23 protein-coding genes are annotated in these 22660 nt (G+C 75.3%); 13 read left to right on the forward strand and 10 right to left on the reverse strand.

Annotated elements, in window-relative coordinates; all coding sequences use genetic code 11:
* Together ACSNN9_RS21045 and ACSNN9_RS21050 are read right to left on the reverse strand one after the other, a co-directional pair.
* Window positions 1-1360, reverse strand: a 1360-nt coding sequence (locus ACSNN9_RS21045) for an MFS transporter (RefSeq protein WP_436675008.1), incomplete at its 3' end; no start/stop codon positions are given.
* A gap of 32 nt (window positions 1361-1392) precedes the next feature.
* A complete protein-coding gene (locus ACSNN9_RS21050; RefSeq protein ID WP_357879268.1) occupies window positions 1393-1704 on the reverse strand; it encodes an MGMT family protein in 312 nt (103 codons plus the stop codon).
* Window positions 1705-1717: 13 nt separating this feature from the next.
* Between ACSNN9_RS21050 and proB the strand changes: the two genes are divergently transcribed.
* The 8 genes from proB (at window position 1718) to ACSNN9_RS21090 (ending at window position 7279) form a co-directional block, all read left to right on the forward strand.
* A complete protein-coding gene (gene proB, locus ACSNN9_RS21055) occupies window positions 1718-2875 on the forward strand; it encodes a glutamate 5-kinase (protein WP_436675009.1) in 1158 nt (385 codons plus the stop codon).
* An 11-nt stretch (window positions 2876-2886) separates the two neighbouring features.
* Window positions 2887-4131: a glutamate-5-semialdehyde dehydrogenase gene (locus tag ACSNN9_RS21060; RefSeq protein WP_436675010.1), complete on the forward strand. Its 1245-nt coding sequence runs from the start codon at window positions 2887-2889 to the stop codon at window positions 4129-4131.
* A 143-nt stretch (window positions 4132-4274) separates the two neighbouring features.
* On the forward strand, window positions 4275-4673 hold the full coding sequence (locus ACSNN9_RS21065; protein WP_436675011.1) for a YbaB/EbfC family nucleoid-associated protein: 399 nt from the start codon (window positions 4275-4277) through the stop codon (window positions 4671-4673).
* A gap of 2 nt (window positions 4674-4675) precedes the next feature.
* The gene (locus tag ACSNN9_RS21070; protein WP_436675012.1) at window positions 4676-5002 is read left to right on the forward strand and encodes a WXG100 family type VII secretion target; all 327 of its coding nucleotides are present in this window, start codon (window positions 4676-4678) and stop codon (window positions 5000-5002) included.
* A 30-nt stretch (window positions 5003-5032) separates the two neighbouring features.
* Window positions 5033-5527 carry a hypothetical protein gene (locus tag ACSNN9_RS21075; protein ID WP_436675013.1) on the forward strand — a complete coding sequence of 165 codons (495 nt, stop codon included), beginning with the start codon at window positions 5033-5035 and terminating at the stop codon, window positions 5525-5527.
* Window positions 5520-6107 (forward strand): hypothetical protein, encoded by a 588-nt coding sequence (locus ACSNN9_RS21080; protein WP_436675014.1) that lies wholly within the window; start codon window positions 5520-5522, stop codon window positions 6105-6107. Before ACSNN9_RS21075 ends, ACSNN9_RS21080 begins: the two co-directional genes overlap by 8 nt.
* Window positions 6104-6727 (forward strand): hypothetical protein, encoded by a 624-nt coding sequence (locus tag ACSNN9_RS21085; protein WP_436675015.1) that lies wholly within the window; start codon window positions 6104-6106, stop codon window positions 6725-6727. The genes ACSNN9_RS21080 and ACSNN9_RS21085 overlap by 4 nt, the downstream gene beginning before the upstream one ends.
* 36 nt (window positions 6728-6763) lie before the next feature.
* Entirely contained in the window at window positions 6764-7279 is a 516-nt protein-coding gene (locus tag ACSNN9_RS21090) for an SUKH-4 family immunity protein (protein ID WP_436675016.1), read from the forward strand.
* A 116-nt stretch (window positions 7280-7395) separates the two neighbouring features.
* On the opposite strand, the gene ACSNN9_RS21095 is transcribed toward ACSNN9_RS21090, so the two are convergent.
* From ACSNN9_RS21095 to ACSNN9_RS21120, 6 genes are all read right to left on the reverse strand, one after another.
* Window positions 7396-8217, reverse strand: coding sequence for a squalene--hopene cyclase (locus ACSNN9_RS21095; protein ID WP_436675017.1), 822 nt, complete (start codon window positions 8215-8217; stop codon window positions 7396-7398).
* A gap of 99 nt (window positions 8218-8316) precedes the next feature.
* Window positions 8317-9498, reverse strand: a complete 1182-nt coding sequence (gene moeZ / locus ACSNN9_RS21100) for an adenylyltransferase/sulfurtransferase MoeZ (RefSeq protein WP_357879297.1) — start codon at window positions 9496-9498, stop codon at window positions 8317-8319.
* A gap of 110 nt (window positions 9499-9608) precedes the next feature.
* Complete coding sequence (locus ACSNN9_RS21105; RefSeq protein ID WP_436675018.1) at window positions 9609-10334, reverse strand: DUF3152 domain-containing protein; 726 nt, start codon at window positions 10332-10334, stop codon at window positions 9609-9611.
* A gap of 225 nt (window positions 10335-10559) precedes the next feature.
* The gene (locus tag ACSNN9_RS21110; protein ID WP_436675019.1) at window positions 10560-11411 is read right to left on the reverse strand and encodes a DUF3152 domain-containing protein; all 852 of its coding nucleotides are present in this window, start codon (window positions 11409-11411) and stop codon (window positions 10560-10562) included.
* 104 nt (window positions 11412-11515) lie between these two features.
* Entirely contained in the window at window positions 11516-12490 is a 975-nt protein-coding gene (locus ACSNN9_RS21115) for an alpha/beta fold hydrolase (RefSeq protein WP_436675020.1), read from the reverse strand.
* Window positions 12491-12528: 38 nt separating this feature from the next.
* Window positions 12529-15735 carry a hypothetical protein gene (locus ACSNN9_RS21120; RefSeq protein ID WP_436675021.1) on the reverse strand — a complete coding sequence of 1069 codons (3207 nt, stop codon included), beginning with the start codon at window positions 15733-15735 and terminating at the stop codon, window positions 12529-12531.
* A gap of 146 nt (window positions 15736-15881) precedes the next feature.
* Here ACSNN9_RS21120 and ACSNN9_RS21125 point away from each other — a divergent pair, with 146 nt between their 5' ends.
* Together ACSNN9_RS21125 and ACSNN9_RS21130 are read left to right on the forward strand one after the other, a co-directional pair.
* Window positions 15882-16520 (forward strand): TetR/AcrR family transcriptional regulator, encoded by a 639-nt coding sequence (locus tag ACSNN9_RS21125; RefSeq protein ID WP_132230849.1) that lies wholly within the window; start codon window positions 15882-15884, stop codon window positions 16518-16520.
* A 65-nt stretch (window positions 16521-16585) separates the two neighbouring features.
* Window positions 16586-16813 carry a DUF3107 domain-containing protein gene (locus tag ACSNN9_RS21130; protein ID WP_088960194.1) on the forward strand — a complete coding sequence of 76 codons (228 nt, stop codon included), beginning with the start codon at window positions 16586-16588 and terminating at the stop codon, window positions 16811-16813.
* A gap of 61 nt (window positions 16814-16874) precedes the next feature.
* Here ACSNN9_RS21130 and ACSNN9_RS21135 read toward each other — a convergent pair whose 3' ends face one another.
* On the reverse strand, window positions 16875-17528 hold the full coding sequence (locus ACSNN9_RS21135) for a ferritin-like fold-containing protein (RefSeq protein WP_436675022.1): 654 nt from the start codon (window positions 17526-17528) through the stop codon (window positions 16875-16877).
* Window positions 17529-17843: 315 nt separating this feature from the next.
* Here ACSNN9_RS21135 and ACSNN9_RS21140 point away from each other — a divergent pair, with 315 nt between their 5' ends.
* From ACSNN9_RS21140 to ACSNN9_RS21150, 3 genes are all read left to right on the forward strand, one after another.
* The gene (locus ACSNN9_RS21140; protein WP_436675023.1) at window positions 17844-19496 is read left to right on the forward strand and encodes a DEAD/DEAH box helicase; all 1653 of its coding nucleotides are present in this window, start codon (window positions 17844-17846) and stop codon (window positions 19494-19496) included.
* Between the two features lie 237 nt (window positions 19497-19733).
* On the forward strand, window positions 19734-20906 hold the full coding sequence (locus ACSNN9_RS21145) for a class I SAM-dependent methyltransferase (RefSeq protein WP_436675024.1): 1173 nt from the start codon (window positions 19734-19736) through the stop codon (window positions 20904-20906).
* A 133-nt stretch (window positions 20907-21039) separates the two neighbouring features.
* Complete coding sequence (locus ACSNN9_RS21150) at window positions 21040-21456, forward strand: helix-turn-helix domain-containing protein (protein WP_091627481.1); 417 nt, start codon at window positions 21040-21042, stop codon at window positions 21454-21456.
* Window positions 21457-21544: 88 nt separating this feature from the next.
* Here the strand turns inward: ACSNN9_RS21150 and ACSNN9_RS21155 are convergent, their stop codons facing one another.
* Window positions 21545-22507, reverse strand: coding sequence for a hypothetical protein (locus ACSNN9_RS21155; protein ID WP_436675025.1), 963 nt, complete (start codon window positions 22505-22507; stop codon window positions 21545-21547).
* Between the last annotated feature and the right edge of the window lie 153 nt (window positions 22508-22660).

Consider the following 22660-nt stretch of genomic DNA (forward strand, 5'->3'; position numbering starts at 1 on the left):
GGTGCGCGGCGGCGGCCAGGCGGGCCGGGGTCAGGTCGTAGGGGCGCAGGGCGAGGGTGGCCAGGGCGACCAGGAGGGCGGGGAGGACCGTGAAGCCGAGCAGGATGCCGAGGCGGGCGGTGTCGGGCTGGGTGGCCGCCGTGCCGGTGTCGGAGGAGACGTAGCCGCTGAGCTGGAGCACCAGGCCGAAGATGCCCGGCCCGAGGGCCAGCCCGAAGGTCTCGCCGGCCGTCCAGAGCCCGGTGAAGACGCCGGCCTGCCGCCGGCCGGTGCGCGCCGTGTCGTACGCGATGCAGTCGGGGAGCATGGCAAGGGCGAACACCTGCTGCCCGGCGTAGCCGACGCCGATCAGCGCGACCAGCAGGTAGGCCACGGGCGCGGGCAGCGCCGGGGCGGCGACCAGGGCCAGCGCGCCCGCCGCGAAGATCAGCGACGCGGCGACCAGTGCGGCGCGCTTGCCGACCCGCGCCCCGACCCGGGTCCAGAGCGGCATCACCAGCAGCGCCGGCCCGACGAAGCAGGCGAACAGGACGGTCGGCCCGCCCTCGGGATCGCGCAGGACCTGGTCGGCGAAGTAGTTGACCCCGGCCAGGACGGTCGCCACCCCGGCGGACTGCACCACGAAGCAGACCAGCAGCGCCCGGAACGGTCGGTTGCGGGCGGCGACGGCGAGCTGGGCGCGCAGCGTCGGCTCGCTCTCCCCCACCGTGCCGCCGGGCGCGGAGCGGGTGCCGAGGAACGCGCCGACCGCCCCGAGCACGATCAGAGCGGCGACGAAGAGCCCCATCCAGCGGTGCCCCGGGACGCCTCCGCCGCCGGCGTCGCGCACCAGCGGGGCCACCGCGCCGGAGACCAGGATGGCCAGCGCCAGCACCGCGATCCGCCAGCTCATCAGCCGGGTACGTTCGGCGTAGTCGCCGGTCAGCTCCGCCGGCATCGCCACGTACGGCACCTGGAAGAAGGCGAACGCGGTGGCGGTGGCGAGGAAGGCGACCGCCACGTACGCCCCGGCGGCCGGCCCGGCGCCGAACGGCGCGGCGAAGATGGCGGCGAAGAGCACGCCGAGGGCGAGCCCGGCGCCCAGCAGGTACGGCCGGCGGGCGCCCCAGCGCGACCGGGTGCGGTCGGAGATCCGGCCGGCGACGGGGTTGACCAGCACGTCCCACGCCTTCGGCAGGAGCACCAGCAGGGCCGCCGCGCCCGCCGCGACGCCGAGGGTGTCGGTCAGGTACGGCAGCAGGAGCAGGCCGGGCACGGTGCCGAACGCGCCGGTGGAAAGCGATCCGAGCGCGTAACCCGCGTGCACCCGGCGTGGCAGCACGCCAGCGACCGGAGCAGCTCCACCCGACGGCGCGTCCATGACGCCGAATGTTACTCACGTTATGGCGCGGGTCACATCCCCTCCTCGGGGGACCAGCTCGCCCTCATGTCGACCCCGGCGCCGCGCAGGGGCGTCCCCTCGGCGCGCAGCCGGGCCCGCGCCTCCCGTTCGTGACCGGGCGGCAGGCGACCGGCCGCGTTCACCACCCGGTGCCAGGGCACTCCCCCGCCGTGCCGGGCCATGATCGAACCGACCAGCCGGGCCGAGGCCCGCCCGGAGCGTTCGGCCAGCGCGTCGGCGACCGCCCCGTACGACATCACCCGGCCGGGCGGGATCCGCTCGACCAGTTCCAGCACCGCCTCGACGTACTCGTCAGGTCTCACGACCGGCCACGATATGGGAACGCGCCGGGGCGGGCCGGGACCGACCGCGCAGAATGGGCGGGTGCGCGACATGGTCACGGCGGCCCGGCGGGTCGTCGTCAAGATCGGATCCTCCTCGTTGACCACCGCCGCCGGCGGGCTGGACGACGAGCGGGTCGACGCGCTCGTCGGCACCCTGGGCGCGATCGCCGCCGAGGGCCGGGAGGTCGTGCTGGTCAGCTCCGGCGCGATCGCCGCCGGCCTCGCGCCGCTGGGGCTCTCCCGGCGTCCGCGCGACCTGGCCACCCAGCAGGCCGCCGCCAGCGTCGGGCAGGGCCTGCTGATCGGCCGGTACGCCGCCGCCTTCGCCCGGCACGGGCTCACCGTCGGACAGGTCCTGCTCACCGTCGACGACGTGACCCGGCGGGCGCACTACCGCAACGCGTACCGCACCCTGCGCAAGCTGCTCGACCTGCGGGCGGTGCCGATCGTCAACGAGAACGACACGGTCGCCACCGAGGAGATCCGGTTCGGCGACAACGACCGGCTGGCCGCCCTCGTCGCCGCCCTGGTCCACGCCGACCTGCTGGTGCTCCTCTCCGACGTGGACGCCCTCTGGACGGGCGACCCCACCCGCCCGGGCTCCAGCCGGATCACCGAGGTGCACGACGAGCGGGACCTGACCGGGATCGACATCGGCGGCGCCGGCCGGGCCGGGGTGGGCACCGGCGGCATGGTGACGAAGGTGGAGGCGGCCCGGATCGCCACCGGCTTCGGCATCCCGGTGGTGCTGACCGCCGCGCCGCTGGCCGCCCCGGTGCTGGCCGGCGAGCCCGTCGGCACCCTGTTCCACCCGAGCCGGCGGCGCCCGGCGGCCCGGCTCTTCTGGCTGGCCCACGCCACCTCCCCCCGGGGGCGGCTGCACCTCGACCCGGGCGCGGTCGCGGCGGTGGTGGGCCGGCGCAAGTCGCTGCTGCCCGCCGGGATCACGGCCGTGGACGGGGCGTTCACCGCCGGCGACCCGGTCGACCTGGTGGACGCCGAGGGCGCGCCGGTCGCCCGGGGACTGGTCAACTACGACGCGGTCGAGCTGCCCGGGCTGCTCGGCCGGTCCACCACGGAACTCGCCGCGGCGCTCGGCCCGGCGTACGAACGGGAGGTCGTCCACCGCGACGACCTCGTGCTGTTGTGAGGAGTGCGGCGATGAGCGTGAGCGAGCAGGCCCGGCGGGCGCGTACGGCGGCGGAGGCGCTGGCCGTCGCCACGCGTACGGCCAAGGACGCCGCGCTGGTGGCGATGGCCGACGCGCTGGTGTCGCGTACGCCGGAGATCCTGGCCGCGAACGCGGCGGACCTGGCGGCCGGGCGTGGGGCCGGGCTGAGCGCGGCCGTGCTGGACCGGCTGGCCCTCGACGCGGGGCGGGTGGCGGGCATCGCCGACGCGCTGCGGCAGATGGCCGCGCTGCCGGACCCGGTGGGCGAGGTGGTCCGGGGCTCGACCCTGCCCAACGGGCTGGAGCTGCGCCAGATCCGGGTGCCGTTCGGCGTCGTCGGCATCATCTACGAGGCCCGGCCGAACGTGACCGTCGACGCCGCCGGCATCTGCCTGAAGTCCGGCAACGCGGCGCTGCTGCGCGGCTCGTCGTCGGCGGCCAACTCCAACGCCGCCCTGGTCGCCGTGCTGCGCGACGCGGTGGCCGACGCCGGCCTGCCGGCGGACGCGGTGCAGTTGCTCGACGCCAGCAGCCGCGACTCCGTCAAGGAGCTGATGCGCGCCCGGGGCCTGGTCGACGTGCTGATCCCGCGCGGCGGCGCGTCCCTGATCCGCACGGTGGTGGAGGAGTCCACCGTGCCGGTGATCGAGACCGGCGTGGGCAACTGCCACGTCTACGTCGACGCCGCCGCCGACCTGTCGAAGGCCGTCGCCATCGCGCTGAACGCGAAGACCCAGCGGCTCTCCACCTGCAACACCGCCGAGTCGCTGCTCGTGCACGCGGCGGTCGCCGACGCCTTCCTGCCGCCGGTGCTGGCCGCCTTCGCCGAGGCCGGCGTCACCGTGCACGGCGACGACCGGGTCGCCGCCCACTCCGCCGCGGTGCGGCCCGCCACCGACGAGGACTTCGCCACCGAGTACCTCTCCGCCGACATCTCGGTCGCCGTCGTCGACTCGCTCGACGCGGCGGTCGCGCACATCCGGCGGTACGGCACCGGGCACACCGAGGCGATCGTCACCGACTCGACCAGCGCCGCCCGGGAGTTCGTGGCCCGGGTGGACGCGGCGGCCGTGATGGTCAACGCCTCGACCCGGTTCACCGACGGCGGCGAGTTCGGCTTCGGCGCCGAGATCGGCATCTCCACGCAGAAGCTGCACGCCCGCGGCCCGATGGGCCTGCCCGAGCTGACCTCCACCAAGTACGTGGTCACCGGCGACGGCCACCTGCGCGGCTGACGGCCGAGCCGGCGTACGGCCCGGTGGCTCCGGACGGCCACCGGCGGCTCCTGCCTTCCCCGGGCGGCGGCGGGGGCACCGCCGGATGGCGGGTGGCCGTTAGTCTGGGGCGGGTTCGGCACGGCTTGTCTTGGGGAGGCGGCATGCTGGGCGAGAGTGCCCTGGAACAGCAACTGGCGCAGGCACGCGCCGCGCTGCGCGAGGTGGGCAGCGCCGCCGCACCCCGGGAGCGGGCGGAGTCGGTGGCCGAGGCCGCCGACGGCCGGATCCGGGTCACCCTCGGCACCGACGGCCGGGTCAACGCCGTCGACATCGACCCCCGGGTGCTCCGGGAGGGCTCGGAATATCTCGCCGCCGAGCTGCGCCAGGCGGTCAACGCGGCGCTCGACGGTCAGGACGACGGGGCCGCCACCACCGAACCGATGCCCGACCTCGCCGCGATGACCGCCACCATCGAGCGCCTCCAGGACCAGGGCCTGCGGCAGATGCGGGAGATCAGCCAGGCCGTCAGCGAGACCATGCGGAAACTGCACAGGAGCTGAGCGTGGAGAACCTCGACGTCGACATGGACGCGCTGGGTCGCGGCGCGGACGAGCTGGAACGGGCCAAGGAGTCGGTCCGCCAGGTCTTCGAGGGCTTCCAGGCGTCGGTCGACGGCTACGCCGCGGCCTTCGGCGGCGACGACATCGGGTCGCTGCTCGGCATCGCCCACCAGGCGTGCGTGGACGCGCTGGCCGAGTGCCTCGACACCAACATCACCGAGCTGGAGAGCTACGTCGACGGGCTGCGCGGGATGGCCGAGAGCTACCGCGCCGTCGAGGACGACGTGGCCGCGTCCTTCCGCTCGATGCTCGGCTCGCTGGGCGGCTGAGCCGCCGCCCGGCCCACGAAAGGAGTCGCGGTGGGTTTGACGCTCCCGGGCGAGCTCGCCTCCCTGCTCTCGATGCTCGGCTACGACTGGCCCCAGTCGGACGAGACGGCCATCTTCCAGCTGGCCGGCGAGTGGACCGGCATGGCCGGCCGGATCTCCGGGTCGGTCGCGCAGCTGGAGTCGGCGGCGCGGACCGTGCTCGACAACAACCGGGGCGAGAGCTTCACCGCCTTCGCCGGTGAGTGGCACGACGGCGAGTCGGCCGCGCGCAACATCGCGGACGTCGCCCGCCCGGCCACCGTCATCGGCGTCGGGCTGATGGTCGCGGCAGGCGTGGTGCTGGCCCTGAAGATCCAGGTGATCGTCCAGCTGGCACTGCTGGCGATCCAGATCGCACAGGCGATCGTGACGGCGGCGGTCACCTTCGGGGCGTCCCTCCTCCAGATCCCGATCTTCAAGATGATCACGGGGCTGATCATCGACCAGCTCATCGGCATGGCCGTGGAGACGGTTCTCAATGCCTAGGCGGCGGACGGCCCCGCCCCGGCAGACCCAGGCCAAGGGCGCGAGGATCGTCTCGGCCTACCTGGAGAACGCGGACGTCTTCCGGACGGCCAAGGGAGGCAAGCCCAAGGGCCCCGCCGTCCTGGTGCTGCGCAACCGCAAGGACTTCGTCAGGAAGGACTTCGACCGCAAGGCGGCGGACCTGGTGCGGCTCGGCCAGGAGGGCAAGCTGGTCAAGACCAAGCCGAAACGCAGGCAGGTGGAACACCGGGACCCGGAGAAGCCGGGCACGCGGAAGCTGACCACCGTCTACCGGGACCGCGTGATCCGCCAGCTCAACAAGGGCCAGAACTACATGAGCAACAAGGAGCTGGTCCAGAGCCTCTACCGGGGCAAGAAGCCCGACAAGTACCCGGTGACCGGTCCCGGCGTGACACTCGACCCCGACCACGTGCACGAGCTGCAACTGGGCGGCGAGGATTCGTACGATAACCTCCGGTTGATGGACGCCTGGACCAACCGCGAGATCGGCCGGGAGATCGGCCAGGCGCTCAAGGACGTGCCCGAGGGGACCCCGGTCATAGTGAAGGTGATCCCGTGACGAGTGACGCGACGGCGGCCAGGCTCGACCGGATCCGCACCAGGTTCGCGCGGCTCAAGGAGCTGGAGGCGGAGCACGGGTTCGGCGTCGTCCTCGTCGACGGGGTTCCGCTGGAGCCCTTCCCCGGCGTGCCCGAGGGCGCGTTCGAGGTGTTCCGCATCATCGGCAGGATCGAGGGCAGCCACTTCCGGTTCGGACAACCGGCCGAGATCGGCAGCCCGGCCGCCCTCCAGGCCCGGTCGGACAACCCGCACGACCCGCTCGGCCCCGCCGTGTCGATCGGCTGCGAGCTGCACAGCGTGCCGCCGCGGCTGCGCGACGAGATCGACGGCGGCGAGAGCGTCTCGCTCGACCTCGAAGAGGGCGACGTCTACCACATCGACCCGGACGACTACGTCTTCCTCTACGAGCACCCGGACGAGGAGGTCGACATCCACGTCTTCGCCCCCGACGTCGTCACGTTCTTCGACGAGTACGTGCTGGGCGACAAGTACCCGCAGGTGGTCGACACGATCCTGGGGCCCGGCGTGCGGAAGCAACGGGTACGCAAGGGCCGGTTCCAGGGGCAGTACGCGGACACCTGGCTGCGCCTGCTGGTGACCGCGGGCATCGTCTCCTGACCCGTACCGTCCCGCCGAGAATGCAGAGGACCAACGATGGCCGCTGACCCCCGGTTCCGCTCACTGTGGAGCGAGGACGAGCTCATCCCGTACCCGCGCGAGGCGTGGCTCGAAGGTGGATTCGGCCCCGACATGCTGCCCGCCGGCGACGAGATCCCGCTCGACGTGGCGGTCGTCTACACCGCCTTCCTCGAAGGCGACATCGAGCTGTTCGACACGATCCAGCTGAGCACCGAGGACGGCTCGCTGGACGTCCGGCTGATCGTGGTGGGCGCGGTCGCCGACAACCCCGACCTGCTCTACGTGCTCGACCCGAAGACCGGCGAGATCCTCCAGTTCGACCTGGAACAGCAGGACGTCCAGGCGGTCAACAGCAACTTCCGCACCTTCGTCGAGTTCCTCTACCAGTTCGCGCTCTTCGTGGAGGCCGACGAGGGCAAGCCGGGCCGGGCCGAGCGGGCGGAGGCGCTGCGCACCGTCCTGGAGAGCATCGACCGCGCCGCGTTCGCCCCGGACGCCTGGTGGCCCCTGGTGATCAGCCAGCTCAAGTGAGGCCGGCCGGTCCGGCGCGCGGCTGACGGGAAGTGCGCTCCGGGACTCCGCGCGACGACGCCGCCGTGCGCCACCCGCGGCCACCCGGGCGACGGGCGACGGGCGACGGGCGAGGCTCAGCGGCAGGCCCGGATCGCGCTCAGCGTGGTGTGCACGTCGAACTGGTGCCCGTCGTCGCTCTCCCACCCGCCGTCGCTGCGCTGGGTCTCGGCCAGCCGCCGCCGCGCCCGCGCCAGCAGCCAGTCCTCCCCGTCGATGCCGACGCGCCGCAGCGTGGCGGCCAGCCAGGCCACGTCGCCCGGGGACAGCTCCGGCATCCGCTCGGCGAGGATCACCTGGATCCGCGCCGCCTCGTGGAACATCTCCTGCCGGTACAGGACCGCCGCGCTGAGCCAGCCGGCGGGCAGGAAGGACGGCCAGCCGCCGTCCGGGCGCAGCCGGGCGACGAGCGACTGCGCGGCGGCGTGCACGACGCCCGCGTACGCCCCGCCGACCCGGTGGTCGAGCGGCCCGGCCGCCCGCGCGTCCAGGCCGGCGACGGTCAGCCAGAAACCGGCGTTCGCGGTCAGGTGGAATCCCGCCTCGGGGTCGCCCGGCCGGGCCCACTCGGGGGCGACGTCGGCCAGCGCCGCGTCCTCCTCCCAGCCGCCGTCGGGCAACTGCCGCGCGGCCAGCCAGTCCAGCGCGCGGCGCGCGGCCGGCCGGCCGAGCGCGCCGAGATCGTCCAGCTCGGACAGGCGGAAGCAGGTGGCGTCCACGGAGGAGATCTCCCCGCCCAGCGTCGCCGGCCAGCCGCCGTCGGGCGCCTGGCCGACCTCCGCGTCGTCGAGCAGTTCGGCAGAGGGCGGCGCGCCGGTGCGCAGCCGGGACAGCCGGGCGCGGTCCACCGCGTCCCCGTGTGCCACGACGAACCCGACCGCCGCATCGATGTCGACCACGGCGGCAACGCTACCTGCGCAAACGCGATCCCGCCTCGGTGAATCGGTCGAGGTCGCGCCCGGGCCGTCCCGGCCGGGCGCGACCTCGACCGACGCCGGTCAGTACGCGGGCAGCGACGGGTCGATCTGCTTGATCCAGGAGAGCACGCCACCCTGCACGTGCACGGCGTCGCGGAAGCCGGCCGCCTTGAGCGCGGCGAGCGCCTCCGCCGAGCGGACCCCGGACTTGCAGTGCAGCACGATCTGCCGGTCCTGCGGCAGCTTGGCGAGCGCCTCACCCGAGATGATCTCGCCCTTGGGGATCAGCGTCGCGCCGGGGATCCGGACGATCTCGTACTCGGCGGGCTCGCGGACGTCGACGAGGAAGATGTCCTTGCCCGCGTCCTGCCACTCCTTGAGCTCCAGCGCGGTGATGGTCGCGTCGACCACCGCCTCCTGGGCCTCCACCGACACGGCGCCGCAGAAGTCCTCGTAGTCCTCGAGCAGGTCGGTGACCGTGGGGTTCTCGCCGCAGAGCACGCAGTTCGGGTCCTTGCGGACCTTGATCTTGCGGTAGCTCATCTCCAGGGCGTCGTAGACCATCAGCCGGCCGACCAGCGGCTCCCCGATGCCGGCGAGCAGCTTGATCGCCTCGTTGACCTGGATGGAGCCGATCGACGCGCAGAGCACGCCGAGCACGCCACCCTCGGCGCAGGAAGGGACCATCCCGGGCGGCGGGGGCTCCGGGTAGAGGCAGCGGTAGCAGGGGCCGTGCTCGGCCCAGAACACCGACGCCTGGCCGTCGAACCGGTAGATCGACCCCCAGACGTACGGCTTGCCGAGCAGCACCGCCGCGTCGTTGACCATGTAGCGGGTGGCGAAGTTGTCGGTGCCGTCGACGATCAGGTCGTAGCGGGAGAAGATGTCCCGCACGTTCTCCCGGTCCAGCGCCGTGTTGTGGATCTCCACCTGCACCAGGGGGTTGATCTCGCGGATCGAGGCGGCGGCCGACTCGGCCTTGGAGCGGCCGATGTCGGAGACCCCGTGGATGATCTGGCGCTGGAGGTTGGACTCGTCGACGGTGTCGAAGTCGATGATGCCGAGCGTGCCCACCCCGGCGGCGGCGAGGTACATCAGGGCCGGCGAGCCGAGACCGCCGGCACCGACACAGAGCACCCGGGCGTTCTTCAACCGCTTCTGCCCCTCGACCCCGACGTCCGGGATGATCAGGTGGCGCGAGTAGCGGCGGATCTCGTCAACGGTCAGCTCGGCGGCGGGCTCGACGAGCGGGGGCAACGACACGGTGGACTCCCCGGAATCGGCTGAAGGCGAACCGGGCCATTGTCGCTCGTACCCGGGTCGATCGGCCATGAGGAGCGACACGTCGCCCGAACTGCGGGAAGGGGAATAACTCAGGTGCCGGGAACGACCTCGCCGTCGTACCGCGAGCCGTCGACGTACGGCCAGGCGTTGGCGGCGCAGCCGTCCAGACCGTACGTCTGCTGCTGCATCACCGGCGCCGGTTCGCCGGGCCCCGGGCAGGCCTGGTGTTCCTCGCCGAGCTCGTGGCCCACCTCGTGGTTGACCACGTAGGCGCGGTAGATCTCCAGCGGCGCCCCGTAGTCGGGAACCGCCTCCAGCCAGCGCGCCAGGTTGATGATCACCTGCCCGGGGAGCCGGCAGGAGGTGTAGCCCTCGGTGCTCAGCCCGCCCTGGGCGCACATCCGCTCCGAGGTGCCCGGCGTGGCCAGGTAGACGGTGAAGTCGGCGTCGGCCGCCTCCGCCACCCGCCGCATCCGCAGCTCCGCCGAGGCGATCCAGCCGCGGGGGTCGCCCAGCACCTCGTCGACGGTGGCGGCGAAGGCGGCGACGTCCTGGCCGGTGCCCTGTTCCACGGCCACCCGGTAGTGCAGGACCGGCCCGTCGGTGCCCCGCACCGGGGAGTCGCCGGGCGCGGCGGTGAAGTCGCCCGTGCCCGTGCGGGGGTAGCTGGGCGGCCGTTCCCGCTCGTCCGCCCCCGCCGCGTACGACGGCCGGGCACGGTCGTCGGCGGCCGGGGCGGTCCCGGGGCCGCCGGCGCGGGGCAGCGTCACGGCGGCGGTCGCCGCGAGCAGCAGGAGCACGCCGAGCCCCAGCACCCGCCGGTCCCGCAGCGGGGCCAGCGGTCGCCACCACCGCGCCGACCGGAGTGGCGTCGGGCGGCGTGCCGGGCCAGGCGGGTCGCAAGGGGACGACGACGTCATGAGCCGAGCGTCCCACACCAATCGGGCATTACGCCGGGTAAAACCCGAACAGTGCTCATTCCCCAGAAACGCTCCCGGATCGCTCCCTCCGGCCCGCGCGGGACGCCCGATCGCCGCCGGTCAGAGCCGGGGGCCCGCGTACCGGCGACCGTCGCGGTACGGCCACGGGTTGGCCACGCAGCCGTTCAGGAAGAGCGTCTGCTGCATCATCACCGGGGCCACCCGGCCCCTGCCGGGGCAGCGCTCGTGCCGGTATCCCAGCTGGTGCCCGACCTCGTGGTTCACCACGTACGTCCGGTAGACCGAGAGCGGCACCTTCGCGCTGACGAAGTGCGGCACCGAGAGCCGCCAGCGGTCCAGGTTGATGATCACCTTGCCCGGCGCCCGGCACGACGTGTAGGGCCGCCCGCCCACCCGGATGTCCACCCCGCCGGCGGCACACAGCCGGCCCGCCGTCTTCGCCGTGGCGAGGTAGACCGTGAAGTCGTGCCGGGAGCCGGCGGTCACCTGCTGCAACCGCAGCCCGCCGTCGACCCAGCTCCCCGGCCCGGCGAGCGCCCGCTCGACGGCGGCGGCGAACTCGCCCGCGTCCTCGCCGGCGCCCGACTCCACCGCGACCCGGTAGCGGCGCAGCGTGCCCGCGTCACCCAGCACCGGACCGACCCGGTCGTCGTAGCCGAAGCTGCCCCGCCCCGCCGACGGCACCGGCCCGGGCAGGCGGAGCACGGCCGGCGGGAGCGTGGCGGACGAGGGCGTCGCGGCGGGCGACGACGGCAGCGGCGAGGCCGCCCCCGGCGCGAGCATCGGCGCGGGAGCCAGTTCCTCGGCGGTGAGCGCCTCCGCCCCGACGTCGCCGCCCCGCCGGTCGGCGATCACCGCCACCGCCGCGCCGACCGCGAGCACCAGCGCGACCAGCTCCACGAGACGCCGCCGACGCGCCGGACGGCGGTGCCGCGGGCGGGTCAGGTCCACGCCGCCGTCCCGTGACGGCGATCCGGCCGCGGCACGACGGCGGCCCTCTGCGGGAGCCGGGACGTGGCGGGACGAGGTGGGGTGACGGGCGGGGGACATCCCGGTCAGCCTGCCATGTCGGACCGCCTGGCGGCGTCCCCCGTTTCGGTGAGCAGGCCCAGCACGGCCCGGGCCACCAGGCGCGGCACCTCCAGTTGCGCCACGTGGCCGACCCCGTCGAGCATCAGCAGCCGGCTGTCCGGGACGACGCGGGCCGTCTGCGGGGCCACCCGCACGTCGACCAGCCGGTCGGCCCGCCCTCCGACGACCAGGGTGGGCGCCGCGACCGTCGCGGCGAGCCGCCACAGCGACCCCGACCCCGGCAGGTACGACCGCAGGAAGCTGGAGACCAGCCCCCGGAACGTCCGGACGTACGCGGCGGCGTAGTGCGCGGCCTCGTGCCGCACCCGGATCTCCTCCAGCGCCTCCTGCCGGCGCTGGTCGCAGATCCGGGTGAGGTCGGCGACACACGCCTCCATCACCTGCTGGGCCATCACCTCGGGCGCGATCTGGGCCAGCCGCCAGGCGGCCAGCCGCTCGCCCCGGGGGACCGCCAGCAGCGGCAGCATCCGACCCTGCAACGAGCGCCGGAAGTCCAGGAACGGCAGCGCGGGCGAGATCAGGGTCAGGCTCCGGACCAGGTCCGGCCGCACCCCCGCCACGTGCACCGAGACCGCCCCACCCAGCGAGTTGCCGAACAGGTGCACCGGCCCCCGGCCCGAGTGCTCGATCCAGCGGATCACCCGGTCGGCGAAGGCCGGAACGGTGTAGCGGCGACCCGGCTCGCTGCGGCCGAACCCGGGCAGGTCGATGGCCTGCCCGTCGAGGTGGTCGGCGAGCAGGTACGCGAGGTCGGTCCAGTTCTGCGACGAGCCGCCGAGCCCGTGCACGTAGAGCGCCGGTTCCGCGCCGGGCGCGGTGGCCGGCGTGTCCCGGACGTACGTCACCGTGCCGTCGAGGCGTACCTCCCGCCCCGGCCAGGGCGGTGGCACGGAGGGCTCGGGAAGGAGGTGGTCCGGCCGCAGGGTGGCGCTCTTCATGACTCCAGTCTGCCCGGGGTCGCGCCGACCGGCAGCGCTCAGGCCAGCAGCGCCTCGAGCCGGCGGTTGACCGCGGCCAGGGTGGCCCGGACGACCGCCTGCCGGGGGTCGCCGGCGACCAGCGCGGAGCCGACGAGCTGCTCCACCCAGCCGTCACAGACCAGCAGCACCACGACCGTGGCCACGTCGCAGTTGCCGAAGGGCACCACGGCCGCGTGCTCGACGAAGCAACGCCCACGGTCGGGGCCGGCGTCGGGGCCGGGCTCGCCGCCGCGCAGCAGCTCGTCCACGGCTGCGGCGGCGGCCACCGCGCAGAGCCGCAGCACGTAGCCGTCGACGGCCGGCCCGGTCGAGTAGCCGGCGGCGCTCTCCCCACCGGCGAGCAGGCGTACCTCCACGGTGGCGTCGAGGCCGAAGGTGCTCACCTGGACGTGGTCGATCACCACCCGGGGGCCCACCGCGCCGCCGGTGTCCAGCGGCCGGGACGGCGCCGTCTCCGTCGTCGTCACCTGCCCGCCGGAGTACGACGTGCCGACGGTCGCCGGGGCACCGGCCGGGCTCCCGGCCGGGGCGGCGGAGACCGAGCCCGGCTCCTCCACCGTGGCCCGGCCCCGGTGCGGGGCGGCGGGCTGCCGGCGTCGGCGCGGGGTCTCGGGCACCGCCTCGGGACGCTGGTCGGGGCGGGTCGGCGGGGCCTGCGCGGGGCTGCCGGCCACCCTGCCGCCGGGCACCCGGGGCTCGGCGGCGGACGGCTCGGCGAGGCGCGCGGCGGCGCCCGGCGACCTGGGGTCGAGGCCGCGCGGCTCCGCCGACCGGCGGCGCACCGGCGGGGCGGACGCGGCCGGCATTCCGGGCAGGTTCTGCGGCGCGGCGGCCAGCCCCATCCGGTCCTGGAGCAGGCGGGCGACCTGCCGGCTCACCTCGGCCGGGTCGGCCCCGTCGGCGAGGTCGAGCCGCAGGCTGTGCGCGCCGGCCGGGGTGCGGCGCAGCGCCGCGTCGCGGACTCCGGCCACGCCACGGACGGCGTCGAGGATGGCGTTGACGTCGAAGCCCTCCGGACGCTCCCGCAGCGGGGCGGGCTCGTCGTCGCGGCGCAGGTGGGTGGCGATGCGGGCGAGTTCGGGGGTTTCGGCGGGGGGGTCCACGGCTGGCGGCTCCGGCACGACGGGCACGTCCGGCTCGGCGGGGACGCGCTGCGGCAACACCGCCGATGCGGGGTCCGACGCCTGGTCGGCGGCGGCCGGTGGGGCCGGCGGCGCCGGCTCGGGGGCGGATCGGCGGGCCGCGTAGGGCGGTGCGCTCGTCGGGGCGGGCGTGGTGGCAGGGGTGCGGTCCCGTCGCCCGAACCCGCCCGTGGCGGCCTCGGCGGCGGGGCCGGCGGTCTGCGGGGCGCCGGTCGGCCTCGGGGCCGGCTCCGCGCTCTCCGGCCGGAGTCGGAACGGCCGGGTGACCCGTTCCGGGGTGTCCTCGGCGCGGGGCGGCGCAGCGGCCTCCGGGGCGTACGCGAGCGGGGGTGCGCCCGCCGGCGCGGGGACCGACCCGCCGGCCGCCCAGGCCGGTCGCTCGACCGGAGCCGACGGTTCGGCCTCGGGCCCGCTCGACCGGTCGACGGGGACGGACGGTCGCTCGTACGACGACCGGGGCACCGACGCGGGCTGGCCGACGTCGTAGGGACGGCCGGACTCGCGGGGCTGGTCGTAGGGCCGGGAGGACTCGGCGCGCGGCGGCTCGTACGGCCGATGCGGCTCATCGGCCCAGGCCGGCTGCTGTTCCTCGCGGGAGCGGCGACCGACGTGCTCGGGCTCCTCCCGGGACCGGCGACCGACGGGCTCGGGCTCCTCGCGCGACCGGCGACCGACGGGCTCGGGCTCCTCCCGGGAGCGGCGACCGACGGCCTCGGGCTCGTCCCGGGCCCAGGGCGGCGCCCACGCGGCGCCCCAGCTCGGGCGGTTCCAGTTCGGACCGGTCCAGTCCGGTTCGGTCGTCGGCGGCCACTCGGCGGCCGACTGTCGCGGGCCGCCCGGTTCGGGGTCGGTCGACGGTTCCCGGTCGGCGCCCGGAACGCGCGTCGCCGGGTCGGCGGCCGGCGACCGGTCCGCACCGAAGCCACGCCCGGCCGGTTCGTGCCCGGCGACGCTCGGCGCGCGGTCCTGGCCGAACCCGCCCGCCGTGCGGTCCTGGTCGAATCCGCTCGCCGTGCGGTCCTGGCCGAGCCCGCCCGCCGCCCGCTCCTGGCCGGCGACGCCCGGCGTCCGCTCCGCGCGAAGGTCGCCCGCGGCCCGGTCCTGGCCCAACCCACCGGACGGGCGGTCCTGGCCCGGCTCCCCTGCCGTGCTCTCCGTGCCGGCGGCGACCGGGTCGGGGCCCCCGTCCTCGCGGAAGGCGCGATCCGCGCCCAGCGCGCGGTCGACGCCGGCGACCCGGTCGCCGGCGGTCGCGCGGTCGGCGACGGCGGACGCGGCGTCGACCGGAGGCTCGGCGACCGGGCGCTCGGCGGGCGGCGGGAAGGGGTGCGGCTCGGAAGCCGGCGGCTCCGGCGGGAGGTGGTCGCCCCAGCCGCGTGCCGTGCCGGCAGCCGACGGGGGCTCCTCGGCCCTGGCGCGGTCGACCGTCGGCGCGTGGAAGCCGGGCGGCACCTCGAAGCCGCTGGCGGCGGTGCCCACGGGCGGTACCTGGACGGCCGGGGGCGCCGACGTCGGCAGGCCGGGGTCGGCCCAGCGGGCCTGGCGCCCGGTCGACGGGTCGTCGGAGGAGCGCCGGACCGGGTCGGGCTCGGGGTCGGTGAACCCGCGCCGCGGCCCCGGCGGCTGGTCGACCGTCGGCGCCGGGCGCTGCGCGGGCACCACCAGCCGGTCGTTGCCCGGGTCGCGGCGCTGCTCGCCGAGGATGCCGGGCGGGGCGCTCACCGGAGTCTGGCGGCTGGCCGGCGCGTCGTCGGCGGCGTGGTCGACGCCGTTGACGTGGTGGCCGTTGACCCGGGCCGGCGGCTCGGCCCCGGCCGGCAGGCCGGGCAGCGGTGGCGGCAGGTCGCCGTGTCGCGGCGACGAGGCGGCCCACCCGGGGGTCGGATCGGGCGGACCCCACGGCGAGGCCGGCTCGCGAGGGCCGGAGATGTCCCCGCCCCGGGACCAACTGGCCGCCGAGGGCGCCCACCCGCTGCCGGAACGGGCCAGGTCGTCCTGCGGACCCGTCCCGTCGCCGTGCTCTCCCGGGGTGGCGGCACCGGGTTGCCCTGTTTCACTCACCGCGCGCTCCTTGGTCGCCCCCGCTGAGGCTACCGTGTGGTGACAGTGGCGATAAGTTACAGCGGCGGGCCAATTCCGCGACGGGTCCCGGGCCCCGACCGGTTCGGGTGAAATGCCGGCTCGTACGAAGAAACTCGGAGGTTCCCATGACCGCTGTGGGGAACGGTGCCCAGACCGCCGGCCGGCCCACCCGCCTGCCCCGTTCCGCGCGCCGCAAGCAGTTGCTCGCCGCGGCCCAGGAGGTGTTCGTCGCCCAGGGCTACCACGCGGCTGCGATGGACGACATCGCCGAGCGGGCGGGAGTCTCCAAGCCGGTGCTCTACCAGCACTTCCCCGGCAAGATGGATCTCTACCTCGCCCTGCTGGACACGCACTGCGACGCGATCCTCGCGAAGGTGGACGACGCCATGCGCGGCACCAACGACAACAAGGAGCGGGTCGGCGCGTCGGTGCGCGCGTACTTCGACTTCGTCGACCACGAGAGCGAGGCGTTCCGCCTCGTCTTCGAGTCGGACCTGCGCAACGACCCGGCGGTGCGGCAGCGCGTCGAGCGGGTGGAGCAGGGCTGCATCGCGGCGATCACCGACACCATCATCTCCGACACCGGGATCAGCCGGGCGCACGCCGAGCTGCTCGCCTCCGGCCTGGTCGGCGCGGCCGAGACCGCCGCGCAGTTCTGGCTGGCCCGGGGCCGGCAACTGCCCAAGGCCGAGGCCGAGGCACTGGTCGCCGCGCTCTCCTGGCGGGGCATCGCCAGCTTCCCGCTGCAAGGTGAGTCAGCCTGAACATCCGGCCCCGAGATCGGATAGCCTTCCCATCGGCGGCTCTTTCGCCCGAATGAGGAGGCACAGTGGAGGTCAAGATCGGCGTGCAGTACGCGCCCCGCGAGCTGGTCCTGGAGAGCGCGCAGTCGCCGGCCGAGATCGAGCAGATCGTGACCGACGCCTTCGGCAAGGACGAGGGCACCCTCTCCCTGACCGATGAGAAGGGCCGGCGGGTGATCGTGCCGGTCAACAAGGTCGCCTACGTCGAGATCGCCGAGGCGTCGCCGCGCGCGGTCGGGTTCACCGTCCGCTGAGTGGTCCGGTCGGCCGCGACGGGTGACCCGACGATCGCCCGTCGCGGACCGCCGGTCGCGGTCAGTTGTTCAGTCCGGCGGCGGCCATCCGCGTGGTGTGCGCCGCGGTCAGCCGTCGGAACAGCCCCGGCACGTCCACCCGCCCGCTCCGTGCGACGAGCGCGGTGAGCGCCCCCTGCTCGGCGGTGGCCACCCGGCCGGCCTGCGACAGCGCCTCGCCGACCAGTCGCCGCGCCCACATCGAGAGCCGGCCGGCCACCCTCGGATCGGCCTCGACGGCCGCCCGGATCTCCGCGACGGCGAAATCGGCGTACGACGAGTCGTGCAGCACGTCGAGGACGAGCTGGCGGTCCGGCTCGGCCAGGGCCTCGGCGATCTCCCGGATGAAGTCGTCGGTGATGGCGTCGCCCACGTACGCCTTCGTCACCGCCTCCGCCCAGTCCCTCGGCTCGGTCGAGTCGTGGTACGCCTGGAGCGGCTCGACGTACGGCGCCATGGCGTCGTCGGGCAGCACGCCGAGCGCGGCGAGCCGGTCGGCCAGCCGCCGGTAGTTGCCGATCTCGGCGGCGGCCATCTCGCCCAGCGCCGCCCGCCGGCGCAGATCGGGGGCGAGCCGGGCGTCGACGGCCATCCGTTCGAAGGCGAGCAGCTCACCGAGGGCGACCAGGCCGAGCAGGTCGACGACGGCGCGGTCGGGCGGATCGGTCGCGGGCACGAGCGCAGGCTACCGCCCACCGGCAACCCGGCCCGGAGTGGCACAGGTCACACCGGCTTCCCCCGGCGTGTCGCGTGCGCATGGAATCAGGACGGCACCGGGTCGGTTCAGGTAACATGGAGCAGTTGCCGCGGGCGCCGATCTGGCCAGCCTGGTCCCACCGATCAGCCGGTCCGATCGAAGTGTGAGGCCCGCGGCGCGCGTGCGGCCCGGTCCGGCAAGGCGATCTGCCGCCGACCGTGTGGCCCGCGCCACACCGAACGCGCCCTGAGGACATGACGGGGCGCACCCACGAGAGGGCACCCCCAAATCCATATGAGCGAGCTGACTCAAGACCTCATGGACGGCCAGGAACTGGCCGCCACCGCTCCGGTGCGCCCGGAGGCACCGACCTTCGCCGAGCTGGGCGCGCGTCAGGAGACCGTCGACGCGCTGGCCGCGGCCGGCATCACCCGCGCCTTCGCCATCCAGGAGTACGCGCTCCCGATCGCGATGCGCGGCACCGACCTGATCGGCCAGGCGCCCACCGGCACCGGCAAGACCCTCGGCTTCGGCGTACCGCTGCTGGAGCGGGTCTTCGCGCCGGGCGAGGGCAGCGACGGCGTGCCGCAGGCGCTGGTCGTCGTACCCACCCGTGAGCTGGGCATCCAGGTGGCCAAGGACCTCGCCGCCGCGGGCAGCACCCGGGGCGTCCGGGTGCTGCCGATCTACGGCGGCGTGGCGTACGAGCCGCAGATCGACGCGCTGCGCAAGGGCGTGGAGATCCTGGTCGGCACGCCCGGCCGGCTGATGGACCTGCAGAAGCAGAAGCACCTGCGGCTGGACCGCGTCCACGCCCTGGTGCTGGACGAGGCCGACCGCATGCTCGACCTGGGCTTCCTCGACGACGTCGAGAAGATCCTGGCGATGCTGCCGGAGGACCGGCAGACCATGCTCTTCTCGGCGACCATGCCGGACCCGATCGTCACCCTCTCCCGGCGCTTCCTGCGTCACCCGGTGACGATCCACGCCGGGCACACCGCCGAGACCGGGCCCTCGCCGCAGACCCAGCAGCTGGTCTACCGCACGCACTCGATGAACAAGGTCGAGGTGGTGGCGCGCATCCTCCAGGCCGAGGGGCGCGGGCTCACCATGATCTTCACGCGGACCAAGCGGGCCGCCGACCGGGTCGCCGAGGACCTCGACTTCCGCGGGTTCGCGGTGGCCGCGGTGCACGGTGACCTCGGGCAGGGCGCGCGCGAGCGGGCGCTGCGGGCGTTCCGGGCCGGCAAGATCGACATCCTGGTCGCCACCGACGTGGCGGCCCGCGGGCTGGACGTCACCGGGGTCACCCACGTGATCAACTACGACTGCCCCGAGGACCAGGACACCTACACCCACCGGATCGGCCGCACCGGCCGGGCCGGGGCGACGGGCGTCGCGGTGACCTTCGTCGACTGGGACGACATGCCCCGCTGGCGCATCATCGACAAGACCCTCGGTCTGGAGATGCCGGAGCCGCCGGAGACGTACCACACGTCCCCGCACCTCTACACCGACCTGCACATCCCCACCGACGTCAGCGGCACCCTGCCGACCGCCGAGCGCACCCGCGCCGGGCTGTCGGCCGAGGTCGAGGAGGACCTCGGCGGCGGACGGTCCCGCCGGGGCGAGAGCGGCCGGGGCGCCCGGCGCGGCGAGCGCGGCGAGGGCCGTGGTCGCGGCGACCGCCGCTCGGGCCGCGCCGGCGGTGAGACCGACGCGCCGCAGGCCGACGCCGCCGAGGAGGGCCCGCGCATCCCGCGTCGCCGCCGGCGCCGCCGTGCCGGCGAGACCGTCGCGGGCGAGCCGACCACGGTGATCACCGCCGAGACCGGCGACGCCCCGGCCGCCGCCGAGGGCGAGGCCGCGAAGCCCCGCCGCCGCCGGCGCCGCCGTGGTGGTGGCTCCGCCGCCGCCGGTACGCCGGCCGAGGCGACCGCCGACTGACCGTCGAACGTCACCCGAGATCCCCCGGACCGGTGCACCCGGTGCGGGGGATCTCCTCGTCCGGGCCGTGGCCCGCGCTCGGGGTCTCCCCGTCCGGGCCGTGGCCCGCGCTCCGGGCGAGGGCGGGGCTCGATCCGGTCCCTGCTCGCCGCACACCACGCCGGGGAGAGCCCCCGTCGAACAGCGTCGTCGTACCGCGCGCCGCAGAGGCCGCCGGTCGACCAGGAAGATGGAGCAATGCCCGAACCGCTGGACGCCGCCCTGACCGAGGTCCGGGCACTGCTGCTCGACCCGGCGCTCACCCGCGCGGTGGCCGCCGGACGCCGACGTGGACACCGCCCCTCGGTGGTGCGTGCCGAACTACGGCCGGTCGCGCTCAAGGCCGGCCCCCGGTTGCAGATCTCCACCTCCGACGGCTCCCGCCCGTACACCCGCAACGTGGCCCCCGGCCAGGAGGCGGACGCGGCGGTGGACGCGCTGCTGGCCGAGCCGTTCGGCAACTGGCACGTGGAGACGGCCGACGCGACGCTCCAACTGCGGGTCACCAAGTCCGGTGAGGCGCAGGTGCACCGGTCCGCCGCGGCCCGGCCGGCCGCCGAGCCGGGTGGCCACGACCGGGCGAAGGAGTACCTGCTCGATCCCGGCGACCCGATCTTCGCGGAGATCGGCGGCTCGGCGGCGAAGCGGCGCCAGGTCGACGCGTTCCTGCGGGCGCTCGCGGCCACCCTCCCCGACGACCTGACCGGCCCGCTGCGGGTGGTCGACCTGGGCTGCGGCAACGCGTACCTGACCTTCGCCGCCTACCGGTGGCTGGCCCGGCAGGGGGTCGACGTCGAGCTGGTCGGCGTGGACGTCCGGGAGGACCAGCGGCGGCGCAACACCGAGCTGGCCGAGCGGCTGGGCTGGGCCGACCGGGTCAGCTTCGTGGCCGGCACGATCGCCGACGCCGTCGTGGAGCCCGCCCCCGACCTGGTGCTGGCCCTGCACGCCTGCGACACCGCCACCGACGAGGCGCTGGCCCGGGCGGTGCGCTGGCAGGCCCGCTGGGTGCTCGCCGCGCCGTGCTGCCACCACGACGTCGCGGCCCAGCTGCGTGCGCGGCCGGCCCCGGCGCCGTACGAGCTGCTGACCCGGCAGGGCATCCTCCGCGAGCGCTTCGCGGACGTCCTCACCGACGCGCTGCGGGCGGGGCTGCTCCGGCTGCACGGCTACCGGGCCGAGGTGGTGGAGTTCGTCGACTCCCGGCACACCCCGCGCAACCTCCTCGTCCGGGCACGACGCACCGGCACCGCGCCGACCGCCGCCCAGCGCGCGGAGTACCGGGAACTCGTCGACCAGTGGGCGGTGACCCCACGGCTGGAGGCGCTGCTGCCGCCCGTGCCCACGCCGGAACCGGCCGCCCGGGTGTGATCCACGCCATGCCGCCGGGCGCGAAGTCCCGGCCACGGGACGGTCTGGTCGATCAGTCAATCGCTTCCTTACCTTTCCGTACTACCCTCGGAGACGCACCGCCGGTGCCGGTCGGGAGGGAAGACCCGCAGGGATGGGTTCCGTAGAGGTTTCGCCGCAGATGGCCTTCGCACGTTTCGTGCGGCGCGCCATCGACGACGCCCGCGAGGAACGCGGCTGGACCGTCACCGACCTGGCGTCCCACACCGGCGTCGGTCGGTCGACCGTGTTCCGTTGGCTCGCCGGGGACTGGCAGGACTACCCCGAGCTGGCCAAGGTGCGCGGCTTCTGCGCCGCGCTGGATCTGCCGGTCGCTGCCGCGTTCCGCGCGCTCGGCCTGCCCGACGCCGGTCCCGCGCCCCGTCGGCGCGTCGACGACGGCCCGGTCGAGGCGGACGTCCGGGTGATCCTGCAGCGGCTGGCCGATCCGACCGTGCCGGCCGAGGAGAAGCACCACATCCGCGACCTGCTGCGCTACCTGGCCCGCCGCCCGATCCGCCGCGCCGGCTGAGCGTGCCGCCGGCGCCGCATCCCGCGAGCGGGGGCGTGGCACACCCCGGTCGGCCGATCCGCCGCGCCCCGGCGCCCGCCCGGCGAGGTCAGGGCACGGTGAGCGTGAACTCGGCGGTCCGCACCACGCCGGCGACCTGGAAGTCCAGGTAGAGACGGTACCGGCCCGGGTCGGGCGCGGTCACCCAGAACGTCACCGCCCCGTCGACCGGTTGCGGCTCGGGGTGGACGTGCAGGTAGCCGAGATCCCCCTCGCGCAGGGCGACCAGGTGCCCGTACGCGCCGAGGTAGCGCTCCAGCGCCGCACGCCCGCCGGGCGATTCGACCCGGAAGGTCAGCGGCACGGTCACGCCGGCCTGCGGGGCGCCCTGGTAGCTGACGGTGAACCCGTCGACCGTGGCCGAGGACGCCGCCGCCGGCAGCGCCCTCGGCTGGTAGCCGCCCGGCGCGGTCAGGTCGACCCCGAGGGTCACGGCGGTCTGCCGGCCGTCGTCGGCGAGCGCGGTGAAGTCGGCGTACGCCCGCCAGACCCCCGGCTGCGGCAGGGTCAGCGGCACCGACCAGGTGCCGTCGGCCGCCATCGTCGGATGCAGGTGCTGGTAGCCGGTCAGGTCGCGACGCACCACGATCAGGTGCATCGGCTTGTCGTGCACGACCGCGAAGCGGGTCACCGGGCGGCGTTGCGCGTCCCGCACCTGGAAGCGCAGCTCGCCGGGGCGGCCGGCGGTGAACGCGGCGGCCACCGGGGCGAGCGTGTAGCCCGCGGCGCTGACCGAGAGGCCGCCGGCCTGCGCCGCCGCGGCCTGGTCGGTGCCGTGCTCGTGGGCACCCGTGCCCGGCGCGTGGCTGTGCCCGCTGAGGGCGCTGTCGGTTCCCGCCGCCGCGGACGGGCCGCCGCTGTCGAGCCGACCGAGGCCGAAGCCGAGCAGGACGGCGAGCACCAGCCCGCCGACGACCAGCGCCAGCCGGACGGTGCTCCGGTCCGGCACGGCCGACACGTGCTCCGGGACGGCCGACACCTGCTCCGGCACGACCGGTGCGTGGTCGGACACGGCCGGCGCACGCTCCGACGAGGCCGGCGCACCGCCCGGCGCGGCCGGTGCGTGGTCGGGCGCGGCCGACACCTGGTCAGGCACCGCCGCCGTCCCGCTCGCGGCCGGGCTGCTCATCGGTCATACCGCCCACGCTACCGCCCCCCGGCGCCC

This window comes from Micromonospora sp. URMC 107 (assembly GCF_051386315.1).
Taxonomy (GTDB): Bacteria; Actinomycetota; Actinomycetes; order Mycobacteriales; family Micromonosporaceae; genus Micromonospora.

Excerpts from the sequence above, each read along its gene's own strand:
- ACSNN9_RS21115 (WP_436675020.1), bottom strand. The coding sequence starts at position 12,490 with ATGAAGAGCGCCACCCTGCGGCCGGACCACCTCCTTCCCGAGCCCTCC.
- ACSNN9_RS21065 (WP_436675011.1), top strand. The coding sequence starts at position 4,275 with ATGCTGGGCGAGAGTGCCCTGGAACAGCAACTGGCGCAGGCACGCGCC.
- ACSNN9_RS21080 (WP_436675014.1), top strand. The coding sequence starts at position 5,520 with ATGCCTAGGCGGCGGACGGCCCCGCCCCGGCAGACCCAGGCCAAGGGC.
- ACSNN9_RS21090 (WP_436675016.1), top strand. The coding sequence starts at position 6,764 with ATGGCCGCTGACCCCCGGTTCCGCTCACTGTGGAGCGAGGACGAGCTC.
- ACSNN9_RS21150 (WP_091627481.1), top strand. The coding sequence starts at position 21,040 with ATGGGTTCCGTAGAGGTTTCGCCGCAGATGGCCTTCGCACGTTTCGTG.
- ACSNN9_RS21140 (WP_436675023.1), top strand. The coding sequence starts at position 17,844 with ATGAGCGAGCTGACTCAAGACCTCATGGACGGCCAGGAACTGGCCGCC.
- ACSNN9_RS21125 (WP_132230849.1), top strand. The coding sequence starts at position 15,882 with ATGACCGCTGTGGGGAACGGTGCCCAGACCGCCGGCCGGCCCACCCGC.
- ACSNN9_RS21060 (WP_436675010.1), top strand. The coding sequence starts at position 2,887 with ATGAGCGTGAGCGAGCAGGCCCGGCGGGCGCGTACGGCGGCGGAGGCG.
- ACSNN9_RS21145 (WP_436675024.1), top strand. The coding sequence starts at position 19,734 with ATGCCCGAACCGCTGGACGCCGCCCTGACCGAGGTCCGGGCACTGCTG.
- proB (WP_436675009.1), top strand. The coding sequence starts at position 1,718 with ATGGGAACGCGCCGGGGCGGGCCGGGACCGACCGCGCAGAATGGGCGG.